At 34.1% G+C, this 19,848-nt stretch carries 18 protein-coding genes; 7 read left to right on the forward strand and 11 right to left on the reverse strand.

The genetic code is table 11. From position 1 onward, the window contains the following. The first annotated feature begins 192 nt into the window (after window positions 1-192). From rplM to KJ849_05200, 5 genes are all read left to right on the forward strand, one after another. The gene (rplM, locus tag KJ849_05180; protein MBU2599946.1) at window positions 193-630 is read left to right on the forward strand and encodes a 50S ribosomal protein L13; all 438 of its coding nucleotides are present in this window, start codon (window positions 193-195) and stop codon (window positions 628-630) included. Between the two features lie 18 nt (window positions 631-648). After that, complete coding sequence (gene rpsI / locus KJ849_05185) at window positions 649-1,041, forward strand: 30S ribosomal protein S9 (GenBank protein MBU2599947.1); 393 nt, start codon at window positions 649-651, stop codon at window positions 1,039-1,041. 317 nt (window positions 1,042-1,358) lie between these two features. Further along, the gene (gene leuS, locus KJ849_05190; GenBank protein ID MBU2599948.1) at window positions 1,359-3,809 is read left to right on the forward strand and encodes a leucine--tRNA ligase; all 2,451 of its coding nucleotides are present in this window, start codon (window positions 1,359-1,361) and stop codon (window positions 3,807-3,809) included. 230 nt (window positions 3,810-4,039) lie between these two features. Beyond that, window positions 4,040-5,071, forward strand: a complete 1,032-nt coding sequence (locus KJ849_05195; protein ID MBU2599949.1) for a hypothetical protein — start codon at window positions 4,040-4,042, stop codon at window positions 5,069-5,071. A gap of 3 nt (window positions 5,072-5,074) precedes the next feature. Then, a complete protein-coding gene (locus KJ849_05200) occupies window positions 5,075-5,311 on the forward strand; it encodes a hypothetical protein (protein MBU2599950.1) in 237 nt (78 codons plus the stop codon). Between the two features lie 196 nt (window positions 5,312-5,507). Here KJ849_05200 and KJ849_05205 read toward each other — a convergent pair whose 3' ends face one another. The 7 genes from KJ849_05205 to KJ849_05235 form a co-directional block, all read right to left on the reverse strand. Then, entirely contained in the window at window positions 5,508-6,242 is a 735-nt protein-coding gene (locus KJ849_05205; protein ID MBU2599951.1) for a mechanosensitive ion channel family protein, read from the reverse strand. A gap of 115 nt (window positions 6,243-6,357) precedes the next feature. Continuing rightward, window positions 6,358-7,059, reverse strand: a complete 702-nt coding sequence (locus tag KJ849_05210; GenBank protein ID MBU2599952.1) for a 4Fe-4S binding protein — start codon at window positions 7,057-7,059, stop codon at window positions 6,358-6,360. Further along, window positions 7,040-8,170, reverse strand: a complete 1,131-nt coding sequence (gene tgt, locus KJ849_05215; GenBank protein ID MBU2599953.1) for a tRNA guanosine(34) transglycosylase Tgt — start codon at window positions 8,168-8,170, stop codon at window positions 7,040-7,042. Before tgt ends, KJ849_05210 begins: the two co-directional genes overlap by 20 nt. 49 nt (window positions 8,171-8,219) lie before the next feature. Beyond that, complete coding sequence (era, locus tag KJ849_05220) at window positions 8,220-9,107, reverse strand: GTPase Era (GenBank protein MBU2599954.1); 888 nt, start codon at window positions 9,105-9,107, stop codon at window positions 8,220-8,222. Between the two features lie 232 nt (window positions 9,108-9,339). Continuing rightward, window positions 9,340-9,972, reverse strand: coding sequence for a molybdenum cofactor guanylyltransferase (locus KJ849_05225; protein ID MBU2599955.1), 633 nt, complete (start codon window positions 9,970-9,972; stop codon window positions 9,340-9,342). 111 nt (window positions 9,973-10,083) lie between these two features. Further along, complete coding sequence (locus KJ849_05230) at window positions 10,084-10,791, reverse strand: ABC transporter ATP-binding protein (GenBank protein MBU2599956.1); 708 nt, start codon at window positions 10,789-10,791, stop codon at window positions 10,084-10,086. A 184-nt stretch (window positions 10,792-10,975) separates the two neighbouring features. Beyond that, window positions 10,976-11,875: a hypothetical protein gene (locus KJ849_05235; GenBank protein ID MBU2599957.1), complete on the reverse strand. Its 900-nt coding sequence runs from the start codon at window positions 11,873-11,875 to the stop codon at window positions 10,976-10,978. Window positions 11,876-12,262: 387 nt separating this feature from the next. Between KJ849_05235 and KJ849_05240 the strand changes: the two genes are divergently transcribed. Then, a complete protein-coding gene (locus KJ849_05240) occupies window positions 12,263-13,075 on the forward strand; it encodes a caspase family protein (protein ID MBU2599958.1) in 813 nt (270 codons plus the stop codon). A 59-nt stretch (window positions 13,076-13,134) separates the two neighbouring features. Beyond that, on the forward strand, window positions 13,135-14,256 hold the full coding sequence (locus KJ849_05245) for an SDR family NAD(P)-dependent oxidoreductase (protein MBU2599959.1): 1,122 nt from the start codon (window positions 13,135-13,137) through the stop codon (window positions 14,254-14,256). Here KJ849_05245 and KJ849_05250 read toward each other — a convergent pair. The 4 genes from KJ849_05250 to KJ849_05265 are packed head-to-tail and all read right to left on the reverse strand — an operon-like array spanning window position 14,249 to window position 19,741. Next, window positions 14,249-16,054 (reverse strand): DUF115 domain-containing protein, encoded by a 1,806-nt coding sequence (locus tag KJ849_05250; protein ID MBU2599960.1) that lies wholly within the window; start codon window positions 16,052-16,054, stop codon window positions 14,249-14,251. The two genes, KJ849_05245 and KJ849_05250, sit on opposite strands and share 8 nt — an antisense overlap. Next, on the reverse strand, window positions 16,055-17,212 hold the full coding sequence (locus KJ849_05255; GenBank protein MBU2599961.1) for a glycosyltransferase: 1,158 nt from the start codon (window positions 17,210-17,212) through the stop codon (window positions 16,055-16,057). It lies immediately after the preceding gene. A gap of 35 nt (window positions 17,213-17,247) precedes the next feature. Beyond that, window positions 17,248-18,300 (reverse strand): radical SAM protein, encoded by a 1,053-nt coding sequence (locus tag KJ849_05260; GenBank protein ID MBU2599962.1) that lies wholly within the window; start codon window positions 18,298-18,300, stop codon window positions 17,248-17,250. Window position 18,301: 1 nt separating this feature from the next. Then, window positions 18,302-19,741, reverse strand: a complete 1,440-nt coding sequence (locus tag KJ849_05265; GenBank protein ID MBU2599963.1) for a B12-binding domain-containing radical SAM protein — start codon at window positions 19,739-19,741, stop codon at window positions 18,302-18,304. Window positions 19,742-19,848 lie beyond the last annotated feature (107 nt).

Below are 19,848 nucleotides of genomic sequence, written 5' to 3' on the forward strand. Positions count from 1 at the left end.
AAGAAAGGTGCATATTCTTCCATTGGATCACCCTTGGAGGAAGTTTAAAATAAACCCATATAAAAGATCATTTTTATCTAATACAAAATAGGACATTTCTATTTAACGGAAAACAGGACATTTTCATTTTGCTGTTACAAGAAAAGAAATTTTCTTGACAGAAAAAAATTATTATGTTAGTCTTACTGTTATTTGGAGGAAAGAAATTTGAGAAAAGAAGAAAATAAAAATTGGTATTTAATTGATGCCCAAAGACATGTTTTAGGCCGTATGGCTAGCAAAATATCTAAACTCTTACAAGGCAAGCATAAACCTACCTATGAACCTTATTTAGATAAAGGAGATTATGTGGTGGTAATAAATGCAGAAAAAATTATCCTTACTGGTGGGAAAGAAAAAAAGAAGGTTTATTATTATCACTCCGGATATCCAGGTGGCCTTAGAAAAGTTAGTTTCTTGGAATTGTTAGAGAAAAATCCAAGTAAGATTATTATGTTAGCCGTAAAAGGAATGCTTCCTCATAATAAGTTAGGAAGAGCCATGCTCAAGAAGTTAAAAGTTTACAGAGGTTTGCAACATCCTCATCAAGCTCAAACTCCTCAGCTTTTAGCAGAGATAAAATGCTTATAAACTAAAAGGAGGATACTTTTGGTAAAAATTCAATATCTTGGAACAGGAAGAAGAAAAAGAGCCATAGCGAGAGTAATAATTACTAAAGGGGAAGGAAAAATTTTTGTAAATAAAAGAGAATTTTCTTCTTACTTTAATAATAATTCTTTATGTTCTCTAGCTTGCCTACCTTTAATAAAAACAAAGGTGAAAGAAAAATACGATGTGAAGGCTAATATTTACGGAGGTGGTATTAGTGGCCAAGCTGATGCTTTAAGGCTGGGCATTGCTCGAGCTTTAATCAACATAGATGATAGCTATAAAGCTATATTAAAGCAAAATGGCTTGTTAACTCGAGATGATAGAATCCACGAACGAAAAAAGTATGGCTTAGCAGGCAGAAGAAAGAGATTTCAATTCTCTAAACGATAATTTAGAAATAAGATGAAATAAATTTAATCATCCTCAAGTAAGGTAGGTTTGCGAAAAAACATTACTTGAAGTCTCCGATTACCTCCATAACTTACTGGGTAAAACTGCTTAAAATAAGAATATCTAGTCAATAAGTCAGCAAATGAAAAATGTAGTTAAATTTAACTGCAAAAAGGACGATAATTAAGACTAAGTTTTAAAAAAGCTAAAGGTAAGGATATTCTTGCTTTTAGCTTTTTAAGTTTATAGTCTTTATAAACTAAGTCCAACAAAAAGTTAATTTTGGTGAGCATAAACCTTAAAAAAACAGGAATTTTATGAATAAAGAATATTCATTTTTAGAAATTGAAAGAAAATGGCAGAAAAACTGGGAAGAATTAAGGTTATTTAAAGCCAAAAAGGATTCCCGTAAAGAGAAATATTACGTTTTAGAAATGTTTCCCTACCCTTCTGGAAAGATTCATATGGGACATGTTCGTAATTATACCATCGGTGATGTAGTGGCTAGATTTAACTTTATGAAAGGTAAAAATATAATTCATCCTATGGGTTGGGATGCTTTTGGCTTACCGGCAGAAAATGCAGCTTTAGAGCATAACATCCATCCTCACCAATGGACGATGGATAATATAAAATACATGAGAAGACAACTGAAGAGTATGGGATTTTCATATGACTGGGATCGAGAAGTTACTACTTGTAATGAAGACTATTATAAGTGGAACCAGTGGTTTTTCTTAAAGTTTTATGAAAAAGATTTAACTTATAAAAAGGAGGCTTTGGTTAATTGGTGTCAGAAGTGTAAAACTGTTTTAGCTAACGAGCAAGTTAAAGAAGGTTTGTGCTGGCGATGTGGCTGCGAGGTTTTAGAGAAGAAACTTTCGCAGTGGTTTTTTAAAATTACAGCGTATGCTGATAAACTCTCAGAAGGACATAACTTAATAGATAACTGGCCCGAGAGGGTGTTGTTAATGCAGAAAAACTGGATTGGAAAAAGCGAGGGCATGGAAGTATATTTTAAAGTGGTAGGAATAAGAGAAGATATCGTTATTTTTACTACCAGAATTGATACTATCTTTGGAGTTACTTATCTGGTCTTAGCCTTAGAAAATCCAATTATTGAAAAACTTCCTATTAAAGGTGAAGTAAGAATAAAGAAGATCGAAGACTTTATTAAAAAGCACAAAGGTAAACGTATCATCGAAAAGAAAGAAGGGATCTTTACGGAATGTTATAGTATAAACCCAGCCAATGGGGAAATCATTCCCATCTGGATTGCTAATTATGTAGTTATGGAGTATGGAACAGGAGCAATTATGGCTGTTCCTGCCCATGATCAACGTGATTTTGAATTTGCTCAAGAATATAAATTACCCTTTAAAATTGTCATCCAACCCAAAGATAAACTTTTACTTTTACAAAGATTAGAAAAAGCTTTTGAAGACGAAGGTTATTTAACAAATTCTTTATATTTTGACGACATCCCTAGTCAAGAAGCAAGAAAAGAAATATATAGTTGGTTGGAAAGCTTAGGGGTGGGCAAAAAAAAGATTAATTATCGATTAAAAGATTGGCTTATTTCTCGACAACGTTATTGGGGTACTCCTATTCCTATCGTTTATTGTGAGCAATGTGGAATTATTCCTGTTTCTGAGAAGGACTTACCTATAAAACTTCCTGTGGATAAAAATTACTTCCTGGATGGAGTTTATAAATTAGATAAGATTAAAGAATTTATAGAATGTAAGTGTCCGCAATGTGGAAAAGAAGCTAAAAGAGAAACAGATACTATGGATACCTTTGTTGATTCTTCCTGGTATTTTGCTCGTTTTGTTTCTCCCCATGAAGATAAGCAGCCCATAGATAAAGAAAAGGCTAATTATTGGTTGCCCGTAGATCAGTATATTGGTGGCATTGAACATGCTATTCTTCACTTATTGTATGCTCGTTTCTTTACTCAGGTATTATATGATCTGGAATTATTAAATGTTAAAGAACCTTTTAAAAACTTACTGACCCAAGGAATGGTTATCAAAGATGGAGCTAAGATGTCTAAATCCAAGGGTAATGTAGTGGAACCAAAAGAAATTTTAGAAAAATATGGAGCGGACACAGTTAGGCTTTTTATCTTGTTTGCTGCGCCGGTGGAAAAAGATTTAGAATGGAGTATCCAAGGAGTAGAAGGTTCTTTCCGCTTTATAAAAAGAGTTTATCGTTTGGTTAATGATTATGCCCCTTTGATCAAGGAGATAAAATTAAAGAAAGGCCTTTCTATCAAAAATCCTCTTATTTCAGCTCTTCATAAAACGATTAAGAAAGTAACTTTTGATATAGAGAATGGCTTTCACTTTAACACCGCCATTGCTTCTATTATGGAGTTAGTCAACGAAATCTATCAATATCAACCTAAAAAGAAAGAAGATTATAAAGTCTTAAAAGAAGTTATTGAAAATACTTTACTTATCTTATCTCCTTTTATTCCTCATCTGGCCGAAGAATTATGGGCTCAAATTGAAAATAAACCAAGTATATTTAACCATCCTTGGCCAAAATACAAAGAAAACTTGATCGTTAAAGATACCGTTTTAGTAGTTATCCAAATTAATGGTAAAGTTAGAGCTAAACTTACTTTTGATACGGAGTTATCCGATGAAAAGATTAAAGAAAGTATCTTGTTAAGTCCTATTGTAAAAGCAAAAATAAGTGGTAAAAAAATAAAAAGATTTATCTATATTCCAAAAAAGTTAGCGAGCTTAGTAGTAGCTTAAGTAAAAAATTTTTGTTGCTTTTTTAGTAGTTCTTTTTAAAATAAGGTTTTAGGAAGATATGGAAGTAGGAATATTTAGTGGTATCTCATTATAGCACTTATTAATGGAAATTTGACATAGAGTAAATTAATTTAACTCCAAGCAAGTTTATCTTTTATTGCTCGGTATTATTTTCTATGTTTAGTTTTCGTTAATAACTACTATAAATAACTAAAAGAAGGTTGTTAAAAATGCTTACTCGACAAAAAGGAATAGTTATATTTCTGAGTATATTTTTTAGTTTAGGACAAGCCTGGGCTCAAAATATCTCATTAGAGGAAGAATCTGTCTATAAGAGTAAGAAAGAAGTTTCTTTAGCTACTGAGGCTAAGGCTATTGCGGAAGTAGAAGCATCGAGAGAATCAGAATTAGAAGCACTTGCTGCTTCTATTGCTGCCGAAGCTGCCGCAGAAAAATCAAAAGCTACAGCTGATGTAGCTAAATCAGAACAAGAACGAGCCGAAGCTTTAGCTCTTTCTGCCAAAGCTTCGGCAGAGCTTCTTAAAGCTACCGCCAATATAGCTAAAGCGGCTGAAATTAAGGCTAAAGCAATCATGGAAAGCACAAAGATTATTGAAGCTAAGGCAAGCGCAGAAGTGGAAATAGCCCGAAACGATTATCAAGAAGCTAAAAAGGCAGAAAAGATTCATACGGCTAATGCTAGAAATTATTTTGAAACTGCCAATGATGCTCTTAAAGAAAACGACAGTGCTATGGCTATGGAATTTGCTACTAAAGCTAAGACCGAGGTTGAGTTAGCTAAAGCTGCTCAAGACCGAGCTCGAATTAAAAGTGCTTTATTGAGAGATGCTGAGGAAAGAGTAAAGATTGCCATAGAAGTTATTCGAGCTTCTGAGGCCAGAGCTATCGCTGAAGCAGAAGCTACTTTAGCTACTGAAGCCAGAGCAGCAGCCGAAGCAGAAGCAGCTTCTGCTTCTCAAAGGAAAGCTATAGCTGCGGCTAAAATAGCTATAGAAGCAGAAACTAAAGCTATTGCCGAACGAGAAGTAGCTAAAAAATCAGCTAATATAGCCAAAGTTAAAATGGAAGCAGCCAGGTCTGCTCAAACCAGAGCTTTAGCCGAAGTAGATGTAGCTAAAATATCTGAAGCCAGAGCAAAATCGGCCTTACAAAGAGCTAAATTATACAGAGAAAAAGCTTATTCTATCTTGATGGAAGCAGAAAAAGCTCTTTCGGAGATGGAGAAAGGTTCAAAGGAATAACCAATGACTTATTATGATGATGACTTTAAATATTTAAACAAGAAAAGTTATATTTATAGATGTGAAGACTGTGGATATCAATGGGATGTATCTTCTAAGAATAACGAAGAAGAGACAGAAACCGATGAAGAAGAAAAAATTGATAAAGATAACGATATTATTTCCTCAGAAGAGTTATTTAATGGTCCTGAAGTTAGCGAGTGTCCGGTGTGCGGCAGTAATAATGTTGCAGAAATATAAGAACAATTTAAAAGCTTTTAGTTGTCAGGTGTCAGTAAGAAGTAAAAAGTAAAAAAAAGCCGTTGAAACTTTTAGATTATACTGAATGGCGTAATTTTAGCTATTTCAAGACACTACCTTTTTTCAAATCCTACTATTTCCTCTTTTTTGTTATCGTAAAGGGTAACTTATTTGAAACAATAAACAATCTCATCTTTCACTTTTCCTTTTCCTCTCTGAGGTAGACTGTCCTGTGCGGGAAGGGTATTTTTATTCCTTCCTCTTTAAGTCTCCTGAAGATTTTCTTCCTCAGTTCATGCTGGACAGGATACTGGTCAACAAATTCCTTGACCTGACATATCAAGGTAAAATCAAGTGAACTCTCACCAAATCCTGGGATGAATCTCACCAAGGATTCTGGCTCTCCAAGTAGTCCAGGTATTTCACTCACTGCTTTTTTCGCCTCCTCAATGAGGATTCTCTCAACTTTTTCAGGGTCAGAAGAATAACTTACACTAATTGGTATTAGCAGAGACATACGTTTTTCAGGCAGATAATAGTTTGTTAAAAGATTTTGTGTTATCTTGCTGTTCGGAATTATAACCATGTTGTTTGACGGCGTCCTTATTCTTGTAGTTCTCCAGGTAATATCCTCAACATAACCATTCTGTCCTGTTTCGAATCCTACAAAGTCACCAACCCTTATGGGCTTTTCAATAAGAATATAGATTCCGGCAAAAAGATTAGCGAGGGTATCCTGAAGTGCGAGGGCAATGGCAAGACTTCCAACGCCCAAGGCAGCAATAAGAGGGGCGATGGAGATTCCAAGAGTCGTAAGTATTATTAAAAAACCTATAACGAGAATTGTACCTTTTAATATTCCGTAAGCAATGCCTGTTGTGGGAATAGGAAGTGCTAATTGCTGTACATATACTCTGAATACCTTATCCATAAGGTTGGCAGTAGCTATGGTGATAGAAAGGATCACAAGTACATTAATAGTCTTAGCGAGATAAAAGAGATACCTCTCTGGAAGTATTTCAAGCTTAGGCTGTCCAATAGACTCCTTACTTAAACCTCAAAGCATGCATGGGACAGCTATCCAGACATTGGTAACACTTTAAACAATCTTTATTTCTCACCGTTCTCTCTACCTTCCCAACTAAATCCCCTATACAAAGGGACAAACTACATACTTTTTGGCAATTTCCACATTTTATACAATTTTCTTTTACTTCCATAACTACTTTACCTTCGGAAAACCAACTCAAAATTGTGCCCTCCAGACAGATTAAGCAAAAAGTTCGCTCTCCAAACAAGATCCCTAAAATAATGCCTAAAGTAGTTACCGTTACATAGTAATAAACAAAAACCCTTCCTGTCTTAATTAAACTTATCTGGTCAAAAGTAGTCGCCAAATAAAAAAATAAAAATAGACAAGAAAAAATAAGAAAGAATAGTCGACGATATCTAATATCTTTAAATATTTTAGGTCTTTCATGGTTTAAACTAATCTTTTTAATAATTATCTCAAATAAGCTTCCTCTTGGGCAAAACCAACCACAAGAAACTCGTCCTTTATAAAAGGCAATTAGTAACATCAAGATAAAGAATAAAGGAATAAATATCCCTATTAGAGGATAATGCCACCCCCCATCTACAAAGACAAAAAGAAAGATCAACATTAAGTATTGAATCTTCTTTCGACGTAAGTTCAAATTCTTAATCTTTAAACTTTCCTCAATGGTATTACCGAGCATTGGGGTCATATTGGGTTAAAAAACTCTTCTTAAATTCTAAAAAACGATCTTCCATAATTGAACTTCGAATATCTTGTAAGAATTTTAATATAAAGTGTAGATTATGTAAAGTGTTTAATCTATACCCTAAAATCTCTCCTACATTAATTAAATGTCTAATATAAGCTCTTGAGTAATTTTGACAAGCATAACAATGACATTCTTCATCTAAAGGTAAAAAATCTTTAGCATACTTAGCGTTTCTTACCACCAAGGGACCGTGGCGAGTAAAGACAGTTCCCGTTCGCGCATGCCGGGTAGGAATTACACAATCAAACATATCCACCCCTTGCTCTACTGCTTCTAAAATATCTTCAGGAAAACCTACCCCCATTAAATAACGAGGCTTATTTAATGGTAAAAAAGGAGCTGTAAAGCTTAAAACTTCATAAATTACACTTTTTGGTTCTCCTACGCTTAAACCACCAATCGCATAACCTGAAAATTCTAACTCTTTTAACTGTTCGATACTCTTCTTTCGTAAATCCTCATAGGTGCTTCCCTGTACAATCCCAAATAAAATACCCTTATTTTCCTTTTCCTCTTCTAAATAAGCCTTTTGAGATCTTTTTGCCCAACGAGTAGTTCTTTCTAAAGCTTGATTAGCCGCATCATAACTACAAGGATAACCAGGACATTCATCTAAAACCATAATCACATCTGAACCAAAAGAAAGTTGAAGATTGGTAGATAGTTCAGGAGCAAACATGTGATAAGAGCCATCAAAATGAGATTGAAATTTAACTCCTTCTTCACTGATCTTTCTAATCGCCCCTAAACTATATATTTGGTATCCCCCGCTATCAGTTAAGATAGGTTTAGACCAGTGCATAAACTTGTGCAACCCACCACCTAATTTGATAATCTCCTGGCCAGGTCTTAAGTATAAATGGTAAGTATTGGCTAATATAATTTCTGTCCCTAAGCTTAATAGTTCTTCAGAAGACATCGCTTTTACCGCAGCGTTAGTTCCTACTGGCATAAAGATAGGCGTATTGACTTCACCATGATTAGTAACAAGTTTTCCTACTCGAGCTTGACAATCTTTATCTTTCTTTAAAACCTTAAAATTTATTTCCAAGTTTCCTCTTTATCTAAAATAAGCTCTATCACACCCTGGCTATTTTAATTTAATATCCTAATTCTTTTAAAATATTCTTATTATCGCGCCAGCCTTTCTTCACTTTTACATATAGCTCTAAATAAACCTCTCTTCCTAACAAGTATTCAATGTCTAAGCGAGCCTCTTTCCCCACCTTCTTTAAAGCTTCTCCTTTTTTGCCAATTAAGATCTTCTTCTGGGAATCTCTCTCTACAAAAATTATACCTCTAATATAATCTTTCCCTTTCTCTCTCTCTTTAAATTCTTCGATGATCACCGTAGTAAAATACGGAATTTCTTCTCCATATAAATTAAATATCTTTTCTCTAATAATCTCAGAAGAAAAAAATCGTTCTGGATGAGGCGTCAAGGTATCGGGAGAATAAAAAGGTTCATGGATAGGAAGAAGTTCTATCACTATCTTTAATAACCCCCTTACTCCATCATTTAAAAGAGCAGAAATAGGAATAAAATGAGTAAAATCATATAAATTTTTTACTCTTTTTATTAAAAGCAAAAGGTCTTCTTTTTTAATTAAATCAATCTTATTAATAACTAAGAGTGTGTTTTCAGGAAAAGAATCTTGCTCTTTTAAAAGATCGCCAACTGTCTCTTCTATGTTTTTAGGTTCTCCTAATAACAAAGTTATATCAGCTTCTTTTAAGGCTTGATAAGATAGCTTAACCATCTCTTTTTGGAGTTTATACTTAGGGATAATAATTCCTGGAGTATCTGAGAAGATAATTTGATAATCTTCTTCATTTAAGATACCTAAAATACGATGCCGAGTAGTTTGTGGCTTTGAAGAAACAATAGATAGTTTTTCTTCCAAGAAGGTATTTAAAAGAGTAGACTTACCTACATTTGGCTTGCCAATAATACTTACATAGCCACACTTAAATTCTTTAGTCTTCATTTAATAACTCCCATTTTTCTACCGTCCTCTTTAGATAAGCTAAAAAAGCTTTAAGTCCTTCTTCAGGAATAATAATAGAATTTCTCTTCTTATTAGATAACTCGTTAATTTCTAAAATCTTCCTTTGGAATTCTCTTTTAAGTCAAAAAAGTAAGTTTTAGACTCCATTTCAAATTTATAGGTAAACAATTCATTACTGACACTCTGGTTATCTTCTTTCATCTTTACTCCTTTAAGAATCAAGTAACTTCTTTTTGATTGCCTTGATAGCTGAGATGTTAAGGTATCTTTCAGCCTTTAGTAAATCCATATCTGTATTTACATTAAGAAAAGCTTTATCGAGATCGCTTAGAGAGCTGATCTCTTCTTCCGCGATGGATCTTACTTTAGCTAACTCATATAACCTTTTAAAGGAATAGATACCTTCTTTTATACTTTTCTCCACTAAAGGTAGACAACTCTTATTATATATTGCCCCAAGAAATTGAAGCTTGCCTTTGATTTGAAAAGCTACAATATCAATCTCATCAGCTTGGTTGATTAGGTATTTTATTAAATTAGCCTCTAAAAAAGGTTGGTCGCAGCCAACTACAAAATTATAATTACTTTTAGAATTTAATAAACCAGTATATAGCCCTACTAAAGGCCCTTTTTCAGGAATAAGATCAATAAATACCTTTAAGTCGTATTCTTTATACCTTTCTTCTTTATCGGCAATGACAATAATCTCTTTAAATACTTTCTTTAATTCAGTGATCATCCGAGTGATTATCTTTACTTCTCCTACTTCCATAAAAGCCTTATATTTAGTAGTCCGACTACTTTTACCTCCAGCTAAAATAATAGCGGTCATTTGTTCTTCCAATAAAAATCTCCATTATATATTTAGTAGTCCGACTACTTTTACCTCCAGCTAAAATAATAGCGGTCATTTGTTCTTCCAATAAAAAGCTCCGTTACTAAAATCTTCCTTTATTTAAATCTTACATCTCACAAAATTAGCTACAAATTCACTCTGAGGTCTTTGAAATATTTCTTCTGGTCTTCCTACTTGAATAATCTTTCCATTATTCATAATCGCCAGACGATCAGCTAAAGGTAAAACTAAATCATGGTCATGGGTTACTTGAATAGTAGTCATCTTTAACTCTTGCTGAACCTTTCGTAATTCATCTTGCAACCTTTTTTTTAAGTCAGGATGAAGAGACGAGAGGGGTTCATCAAGTAATAAGACTTTTGGTTCTAAAACTAAAGTTCTGGCTAAGGCTACTCTTTGCCTTTCTCCTCCACTAAGAGTCATAGGATAGGCATCTTTAATTTGAGAAATATGAAGAAGTTTTAAAATATTCTCTATTTTTTCTTTTATCTCTTTGACACCATGCTTTTTTAATCTTAAGCCATACTTAATATTGTCAATAACTCTCAAGTGAGGAAATAAAGCACCATCTTGGAAGACCAGGCCTATATTTCTTGCTTCTGGTGGCCACCCACTAACCTCTCTTCCGTTAATCCAAATTTCTCCTTGATCTGGTTTATTAACTCCGGCAATTATTTCTAAAAGAGTACTCTTTCCAGCTCCCGTAGGACCTAAAATAACAAAATACTCTTCCTTATTCACTTCGATGTTAATCTCATCTAGTGAAAAACTCCCCAATCTTTTACTTAAATACCTTATCTTAATCATTTCTTAATTATCATTTCTTAATTATCATTTCTTAATTATCTCTGGAAACGTTCAGATATCAGCTTTTAGTTAGCAGTTTTATTAGGAATAAGTCCATTAATCCAAGAGAGAGGGGGGTATTGGCAGAGACACTACTATCTGATTTTGGGTCAGCATTCAGGTAGCGCAAGAAAGGTAATTATACCTAAATCTTAATTAAAAGACAAATTTCATCCCTAAAGTTTGGTAAAGTAACACTGTAATCATTACTTATATCCTTATTTTCATAGGCCTCATAGGTAATATCTCCAAACATACTCAATGCTTTAGTCAGGTTATAAGTGGCACTTAATCCCCCACTCCCTTTCTGAATATCAGACAGATTATAAGCTGCTTCTAAATCAGGATCATAAGCATAGATCCTTTTACCAAGCATTCCATAAAAGGCAAGACTAAGTCTTTGAGGAATGGCATAATAGGTAAATCTCTCTTCTATGGCTAAGACCCTATCTTTCTCTTGGACTTTCTTATTTAAACTTATATAATAAAGCCTTGTCTGTAACCATGTCCGCCAATTAAAAAGAGCCGTTCCTCCGGTAAGGGTAATTTGATCTATAGTGGTATCCTTATAAGCTGTTCGACTATAACCAAAGTCAAGATATTTACTAAAATCAGCTGACTTATAAATTAGCGATCCATACGGTATCAGAGTATTGTTTGAATTTTTATCGTCACTTTTAATGTAAGTAGCACTAATTCTAACTCCTAAATGATCAGTAGTCTTTAATTGTTCAAGGCAAGAATAAGTTAAAGAAGAGCTTATTCCTTTGATTTTACTAAGTGGAAATTTACGAGTTAAATTTGACTGACAAAGTTTAAAATCAAGGCTGGAGTTAGAAACTTGAATACTTGAGGAGTTTATTAGATATGAGCAGTTCATTGTTTCTGAGATTATACTTTCTCTTTGATTGCTATTTGAGTATGAACCGTAGGTAATATGTCCCCCCAGAGGCAAAAAAGTCTCTTCTTTCTCAAAAGCAAAGACTGAGGAAGAAGCAAGTAACATTAACATTCCTAAAAAAACAATTATCACTCTTTTGCTCATTAAGCTTTCTCCTTTGTAAAAGTAAGTTATTATTCTTTTTACTTCCTCTTTTAGAAGACATATCAGCTTTTTTGTTCTTTGTCAAGACCAAATTAACCGTTGTCAGCAATTCTAATTATGAAAATTTCTTTTTATTTTATAGTGTTGCACTTGCTTATTGAACTTGTGTGCTAAATTTGAAATGAATTTCAATGAGTTACAGAAAAGGTACTTCACTTGGGTAAATTGCTGCAATTAATTTTGTTGATCTTCCTTAATATCTTTGGTATGTTAATTTATAAAATATAGGAAGTTGTCATTCTGACCAGCATTCTTGGTTGATAGCTGAATGCTGGCAAAAGTAGAACCTTCCTTTGATGATACTGATAATTTTGTAAAGGAGGTTTTATGGCCAACAAGGTATTACTGGTTGGTATTAATAAGTATAAGATACCAGGATCGGATTTAAACGGTTGCCTGAATGATGTTAGCAATGTCAGGGATGTCCTCTTGAAATACTTTGGTTTTGCGGTTAAGGAGATAAGGGTGGTTATTGATGAGAGGGCAAAAAAGAAGGCAATCATGGAACGACTTAAGTGGCTGGTAAAAGGGACCAAGGCAGGGGACAGGCTCTTGTTTCATTTCTCAGGACACGGCTCCCAGGTACGGGATAGGGATGGCGATGAGCTTAAAGATAGATTGGATGAGATCCTTTGCCCGCATGATATGGACTGGGATGGGACTTATATCACCGATGATGAGTTAGGAAAAATATTTTCGGAATTACCAAAAGGGGTAAATTTGGAGGTCCTGCTTGATTCCTGCCACTCAGGAACAGGGACAAGGGAGATAATAGGAATCAGTGCCTTGCCACAGGAACTCTCCTTTAAGCCGAGATTCTTACACCCACCATTGGATATCCAATGCAGGATAGAGGATGATTTAGAAGTTAAAAAGATACTTAAAGGGGGCAATCCCTTAAATCATGTGCTTTTTTCTAGTTGTAAGGATAACCAAACATCAGCCGATGCCAATATTGGAGGTAGTTACAACGGAGCGTTTACCTATTATTTTTGTAAGCATTTAAGGGAAACTCAGGGTAATATCACCAGGGGAGAATTGCTGAAGAGACTCCGTGTCTCCTTAAAATTTAATGGCTTTAGTCAGGTACCTCAATTAGAATGCCCTGGGTCAGAGAAAAAAAAGAAGGTCTTGGAATAGTTGCCGACAAACAATAAAATACAGCTAAAAGATAAAGTTTAATCTAATCAGGATATTTTATGAAAGAAAAAGTACTTGTTACAGGCGGAGCAGGATTTATTGGCTCTTATCTAGTCGATGAATTAGTTAAAAAATCCTATCAAGTAATAATTTATGACAACTTAGATCCTCAAGTTCATCCCCAAGGGAAAAAACCTGTTTATTTAAATAAAGAAGCAAAATTTGTTAAAGGTGATATTAGAGATCGTAAAAAACTCTACGAGGTAGTTAAAGATATAGATTATATTTTTCATGAAGCGGCGGTAGTTGGAGTAGGACAAAGTATGTATGAAGTAAGTAAATATGTAAGTGTAAATACTTATGGCACTTCGGTCCTCTTAGATATTTTAGCTAACGAAAAGCATAAGGTAAGGAAATTATTAGTCGCTTCTTCTATGAGTATCTACGGAGAAGGAGCCTATGAATGTAGCCATTGTGGCAAAACATATCCTAAATTACGAAGTGAAGACCAGTTAAAAAATTATGATTGGGAATTAAATTGCTGCAATTGTCATCAAGATTTAATTCCTTTGCCTACTTCAGAAGAAAAACCTCTTCAAGCTACTTCTATTTATGCCATTACCAAAAAAGATCAAGAAGAGATGTGTTTAAATATTGGCTGGACCTATGGCATTCCTACCGTAGCTTTGCGTTATTTTAATGTTTACGGCTCTCGACAAGCACTTTCTAACCCTTATACTGGCGTAGCGGCTATTTTTTCCTCTCGGCTTTTGAATAAGAAGTCACCAATAATCTTTGAAGATGGTTTGCAAGGAAGGGACTTCATTCATGTTCAAGATATTGTAAGAGCCAATATCTTAGCCTTAGAAGACGAAAAGGCTAATTTTGAAGTATTTAATGTCGGGACAGGTAAAAAGATTACTATTTTAGAAATAGCCAAGATATTAGCTCAAGAATTAAGACTAAACATAGAGCCTGAAGTTACTTCTCGATATCGAAAGGGAGATATTAGATATTGCTTTGCCGATATAGCTAAAATCAAAGAAAGATTAAATTTTAAGCCACAAATTAGTTTTGAAGAAGGCACTGGCGAGCTTATTTCCTGGGTAAAAGATCAGACGGCCCAAGATTTAGTAGAAAAAGCAAAAAAAGAACTTGAAGATAAAGGATTGGTTAAGTAAGTTTTAATTTAGAAGAAATATTCTTGAGATGATTTATTAAATGTTGGTTAGTCTTTCTTATCTCTTGGTATAAGTTTTTTAAACATTCTTTTGAAAGGTTACTCTTTGAAGACAAAAACCAACTCGCGTCTCTAATAGCATCCAAAAGCAAAGAAGTAATTTTAAGACTTTCTATCTGGAGATTTAATTTAGTTATCCTTTCCTCATTAATCTCTTCTTCGATCAGGTTTAATCCTTCTAAACACAGACCTTCTAATCTTAATCCTTCTTCCATTAAAGATTCAATATCGACCATTAATTTCTCTTTATCAAGAACAGGAAGGCAACCTTGAGCCTCATTTAATTTTTCTTCTATCTTTATAGTTTGACGGGCATATTTTTCTAAAGCTTCTTTTAAAGGGATTAAGCTTATTCCTTGAGATAAGATACCACCTTCCGTAGCATTAATACAAATATTATTGCTTTGGGCAATCTCCCATTGCAGCCAATCACAATAAGAAGCTAAAATTTTACTAGTCAAGACAGAATTTCCATAAATATCTTTCCGACTTATTAAACCTTTTGATAAAACATATTCTTGGTACTGCATCTCTAAAGTATTGAATTTGCTTAAACTATTTAACCACTCTTCTTGATAAGAAGTCCCAGAAGCATAGATACGTCCAGGTAAAAATGAGAAATCTTGACCTACAAAGATAATAGGGTCAGCTCCTATTTTTTTGGCAAAATCAAAAGCTACTGTAGCTACACTTCCTCCTCCTCTTAAAGGGCTAATCTTATTAGAATTTAAGGAAGGAAGATGGAGATAGTTAAATAGCCAGTCCATGATAGAGCTCTCATCGCAGGTGATAAACTTTCTCCCTTGAAAAGTCTTTAGAATTTGGTGGTAGACAGTAGCCTCAGCTAATAAGATTAAATCATGGGTATCGACTCTTTCAAAATGTCTAAAGTTAGCTGGTTGAGGGTCTACAGAGACTACTATATCAGGCTGGATTCTTTCTTCTAAAAGTACTTTTAAGGCGGTATCTACACAGATCAGCACTGCTTTTCCTTTAGCTTGCTTTAAGTATCTTAAGTTCTTATTTAAGGAAGGTCCAGCTGAAATAATAATGGCAGGCAAGCCGCAAAATTTATTAAATAAGCTATCTACCGGGGCATTATTAACAATTTCAAAGAAGTTCTGGAAGATATTTTCTAGCCAAATTTTTCCAAAAGAAGCAAAGATAGCTAAATTTGATACATTCATTTCCAGAATGTTTTTTATAATCTTATCTACCTGAAGATAATAATCTGGATCCAAGGATAGACAAGGAAGATATCTTATAATTTGTACTTTATTTAAGTTATCTAAAGAAATGAACTGACTTAAGTCTTGATAAAGATTGGAAAAGTTTTCTTCGTTAATAATTAGTTTTATTTTTGGTGAAGAAAGTAAGTTAGATAGATCTTGAGAAGTTAAAGCAAGTTTAAATACCTCTACATCAGGGTCAATGACTATTATCTTATTAATCTGCGGTTGTTTGAGTAATTCTTTGATATGGTATCCCAATGCAAAGCCCAAGACCAAGACTGTGTTTTTTCCTGCTAAATTAAATGATGAAATAAAGCGAGTAGCTTCTTTTTGGGGATTGTAGTTACTATGTAAAGAGATAATTCTTCCCTCTTTATTGGTTATAGTGAGGATGGGTAGCCCACTCTTACTTTTCTCTAAAAAATATCTTGGGTTGACTGAGGGAAGTTTTTCGAGCAGGTCAAGAGGCAGGTACTTAATATTTTCCAGATAAAAATCCACCATCAATTATCTATCTTTCTTTAGCTTTAGGAGTTCTTGAAATAAGTTCTGGGTTTGATTAACCATTTGATGGTAAGTAAAGTTTTTAACCACTAAATCTCTTCCTTTTTTTCCCATCTCAAGAGCTACTTCTTTATGCTTAAGGAGAAAATCTACTTTTTCGGCGATGATTTCGCTATCGTAAGGATTAATCAAAAAACCAGTCTGGTTTTCTATCACCTGTTCTCTTCTGCTGCCTACATCAGTAGCAATTACTGGAATACCACAAGCCATTGCCTCTAAGACGACTACCGAAAAATTATCTCCGGCTGGTGGAGAAGGAGAGATATAAATATCTAAGAGAGGCATAAGATCATAAATATCAGCTCGATAGCCTAAAAATTTAAACCTTTCTGAAATATTTAAGGCTTTAGCCAGCTCTTCCAAAGCTTTTCTTTGAATACCATCTCCTGCAATTAAGAATTGAACCTCTGGGTATTTATTTAAAATGAGTTTAGCGGCCTGTAAAAATACATCTATTCCTTTCTCTGGTCTAAGTCCAGCCACAACTCCTAAAATAGGAGAAGATGGATCAAAGCCTATTTCTCTAATTAAATTGAGATCTTTTTCTTTAGGGAAATACAGATTTATATCCACCCCATTATAAATTACTTCAAGTTTATCCCGATCAATACCTTCTTGTTGATTTAGATAGTCCTTATGGGTATTAGAGACAGCAATAATCTTATCTATAAAAGGTAACATTATCTTGCTATACTTAGAGATGCTACTCTTTCCACCCCACAGACCAATACAGTGAGAAGCTCCTATAATCACAGGAACGCCAGCCATTTTAGCAGCAATGATACCATAAAAGATAGCATCTCGATTGTCAGTAAATAAGAATAAGATCTGACTTTGGTACTTTTTTATAATCTTATATAGTTTTAAGATAACAAAGATATTATATTTTTGCTTTAATAAATTAGGATAAACATCTACTCCTAAGTTTTTAAGGATCTTTTCATGGTCAGGATCGATAAAATAAAGACAAGCGACGGTGAAAGAGAATAAGTCTTTATCAAAACCTCTAATATTTTCGGACAATACTTGCTCTGCCCCTCCTCGGGTATAGGAAGAGATGATGCAGATAACATTTATCTGGCTGGTAACCATCTTATTCATAACAATTTATCCATAACAGTTTATTCATAACAATCCTATTCATAACAATCACGACAGAAAGAAGGAATCTGATGTTTCTTTATCTTTTCTCTAAAATTCTGGTAGTTAATATTATTCCAAATTTCTTTGAACTCTTCTTTGGAAAGATCCCCAAAATTTATTATTTCTGGATCAGCTAAGAGGCAACAAGGGACTACCCTTCCATCAGAAGCAATAAAACATGACCGCCATGGCCAATAACATTCTCTTCCCAATCTATGATAAAATTTATTCTTTTGGTAATGAATAAATTTAAATTCTAAAGAAGAAGCTTTTTTTGAAGCCTCTCTAATTATTTCTTTTAAGGAGTCAATATTTCTTCCTAAAGCTTCATTCTTCATTTTCTCTTTAAAATCTTCTTTCCCCCAATAAGTAAGATCATGTTGAAGGGTAAGGTAGTCAAGACCTATCTTTTTGCAGATGGCTATTAAATCTAAAAGTTCATGAATATTTGACTTTCTGCCTACAAACCACCCAGAGATAATAGGATACCTTAATTTACCTCTAATAGAAACAAGCATCTCTAAAGCACCTAAGACTTGATTTAAATCAGATCCCACTCTTATCTGGTTATGGGTCGTTAAGGTTGCCCCATCGATGGAGATAGTAATTTCTCTTAATCCACTTTGAATAATCTCTTGGGCTAGATTATAGTCGATTATCTTAGCATTAGAGAAAGAAAAGACTGAGATATTTTTCTCTTTCGCATAACGAACCATCTTAAAGAAGTCTTTATTTAAGAGAGGTTCTCCCATCCCGGTAATCTTTAATTCCAGTAAAGTATCAAACTGGTCCAAGATCTTCTTAAAGAGAGAAAAAGGCATATCTTTCTGACTTCTCTTAAAAAGAGGAGATTGACAAGAAGGGCATCTTAAATTACATCTGACCGTAGGTTCTAGATCTAAGGAATAAGGAAGAAAAGGATAGGATGCAGGTTTCTTTAAGGTGCCATAATAGGTACCTAAAAGATTAAGTAATTTTTTAGGAAATCTTAGATTAGTGGTTACAATATGTTGATATCTCTTCATCTTTGATAGAAAATTTATCATCTTAATTAGACCTTGTCCTTTCTAAGATATTCTTCAAAGTATCTCTCATAAATTTAGGAATAAAAGGTTTAAGCTTCTGGATCATATTATGAAGCTTGTTTTCACTATAAATATTAGCTGTCTCGTGAAGTTTCTTTAAGTATTGATTAACTACTTCTGCTTTCACATATCGTGTGTCAGATATTTGTCCCCCTCCAGTTTGAAGACCAGCGGTAATAAGGTCAAAAATGTCGCTTTTTAAAAGATTTTCCTTGAGACAAACTTCATAAAATTTAGTTCCAGGAAAAGGAGTAGCGGTGCCACAACAGAGATGATGAGGTCTAATTTTCTTTAAGGTATTGATGGTATCTTGCATCGATCTTTCATCTTCTTCAGGAAGACCAAGTAAAAGAAATATCCAGACCCAAATACCTAAGGATTTAGCCAAGAGGGGGGTTTTAATATTTTCTTCGGCTGTGATTCTTTTAGGAATGCTATCTAAAACTCTTTGATTGCCAGATTCAATTCCAAATCCAATCCGAGAAAGGCCTGCTTTTTTCATTAAACTTAAAAGCTTTTTATCTATCCGGTCAACTCGGGACATGCAACTCCAACGAAATTTTAAGTTTTTAGTTAGTATCTGGTGGCAAATATCTTCCACCCTGACTAAATCATTAGTAAAGCAATCATCCCAAAAGGTAATATGAGGAATGTTATATTTCTTAACTAAAACTTCTAACTCTTCTACTACTCGATGGACCCCCATCAAACGAAGTTTTCGGCCATAGCCTCGAAAGCAAGTGTTACCCCCAATTAAACAATAAAAACATGTGCCCACGCAACCTCGAGAAGTAAAGATAGTCATCCAAGGACTTTCTCCAAACCAAGCTTTATAATTTTGGTAAGGTAGGTCATTAAAATTAGGAATAGGGAGAGAGTCGATATCTTTGAGCCGTTCTGTTTCTAAGCGAGGTGAAATTTTAATCTGGTCCTCTTCCCGGTAAGCAATTCCCTTAGCTTGGTTACCTTTTTCTAAAAGCTCGCTAATGGTTAACTCAGCTTCACCCAGAACTAAATAATCAATATCTACTAAATTTTGCATTACTCTTTCTGGCATAGCTGGGGAAAGAATAGGTTCCCAAAAGATGGTAGTAAGACCTAAATGCTTAGCTAAGGTACAAGTAATACTATCATGATATAAGGTATCATCACCCCCTTTTACCACTACAAACCGAGCATCTTTATTTTCCTTAAGCCAAAGATTTACTCTCCCATAATCTAAATTAAGACCATTAGCATCTAATACTTTAACCAAAGCCAGGTTTTTAACTCGAAGCCACTGAGCTAAGGCTGCTCCTTGGTAAAAAGGGCTTACTTCATCTTCTAAGATATCCACCGATCTTTCATCTCTACGGACATTAATTCCATTAAGGCGAGGTGGGTTAATAATTAATATCTTCATAACTACCTTTCTTGGATAACTGGCTTGTTTAATAGTAAGGAAAGATCTTCTTTAGAGAGTTCCTTCATTAAAAATAAGGTGCTTAATTTAATTGTAAGGCGAGGTGG

This window comes from bacterium (assembly GCA_018830565.1).
Classification (GTDB): domain Bacteria; phylum UBA9089; class JAHJRX01; order JAHJRX01; family JAHJRX01; genus JAHJRX01.

Coding starts and splice junctions, on each gene's coding strand:
- leuS (MBU2599948.1), top strand. CDS start 1,359: ATGAATAAAGAATATTCATTTTTAGAAATTGAAAGAAAATGGCAGAAA.
- KJ849_05195 (MBU2599949.1), top strand. CDS start 4,040: ATGCTTACTCGACAAAAAGGAATAGTTATATTTCTGAGTATATTTTTT.
- KJ849_05200 (MBU2599950.1), top strand. CDS start 5,075: ATGACTTATTATGATGATGACTTTAAATATTTAAACAAGAAAAGTTAT.
- KJ849_05205 (MBU2599951.1), bottom strand. CDS start 6,242: ATGGATAAGGTATTCAGAGTATATGTACAGCAATTAGCACTTCCTATT.
- KJ849_05210 (MBU2599952.1), bottom strand. CDS start 7,059: ATGACCCCAATGCTCGGTAATACCATTGAGGAAAGTTTAAAGATTAAG.
- era (MBU2599954.1), bottom strand. CDS start 9,107: ATGAAGACTAAAGAATTTAAGTGTGGCTATGTAAGTATTATTGGCAAG.
- KJ849_05230 (MBU2599956.1), bottom strand. CDS start 10,791: ATGATTAAGATAAGGTATTTAAGTAAAAGATTGGGGAGTTTTTCACTA.
- KJ849_05235 (MBU2599957.1), bottom strand. CDS start 11,875: ATGAGCAAAAGAGTGATAATTGTTTTTTTAGGAATGTTAATGTTACTT.
- KJ849_05240 (MBU2599958.1), top strand. CDS start 12,263: ATGGCCAACAAGGTATTACTGGTTGGTATTAATAAGTATAAGATACCA.
- KJ849_05245 (MBU2599959.1), top strand. CDS start 13,135: ATGAAAGAAAAAGTACTTGTTACAGGCGGAGCAGGATTTATTGGCTCT.
- KJ849_05255 (MBU2599961.1), bottom strand. CDS start 17,212: ATGAATAAGATGGTTACCAGCCAGATAAATGTTATCTGCATCATCTCT.
- KJ849_05260 (MBU2599962.1), bottom strand. CDS start 18,300: ATGATAAATTTTCTATCAAAGATGAAGAGATATCAACATATTGTAACC.
- KJ849_05265 (MBU2599963.1), bottom strand. CDS start 19,741: ATGAAGATATTAATTATTAACCCACCTCGCCTTAATGGAATTAATGTC.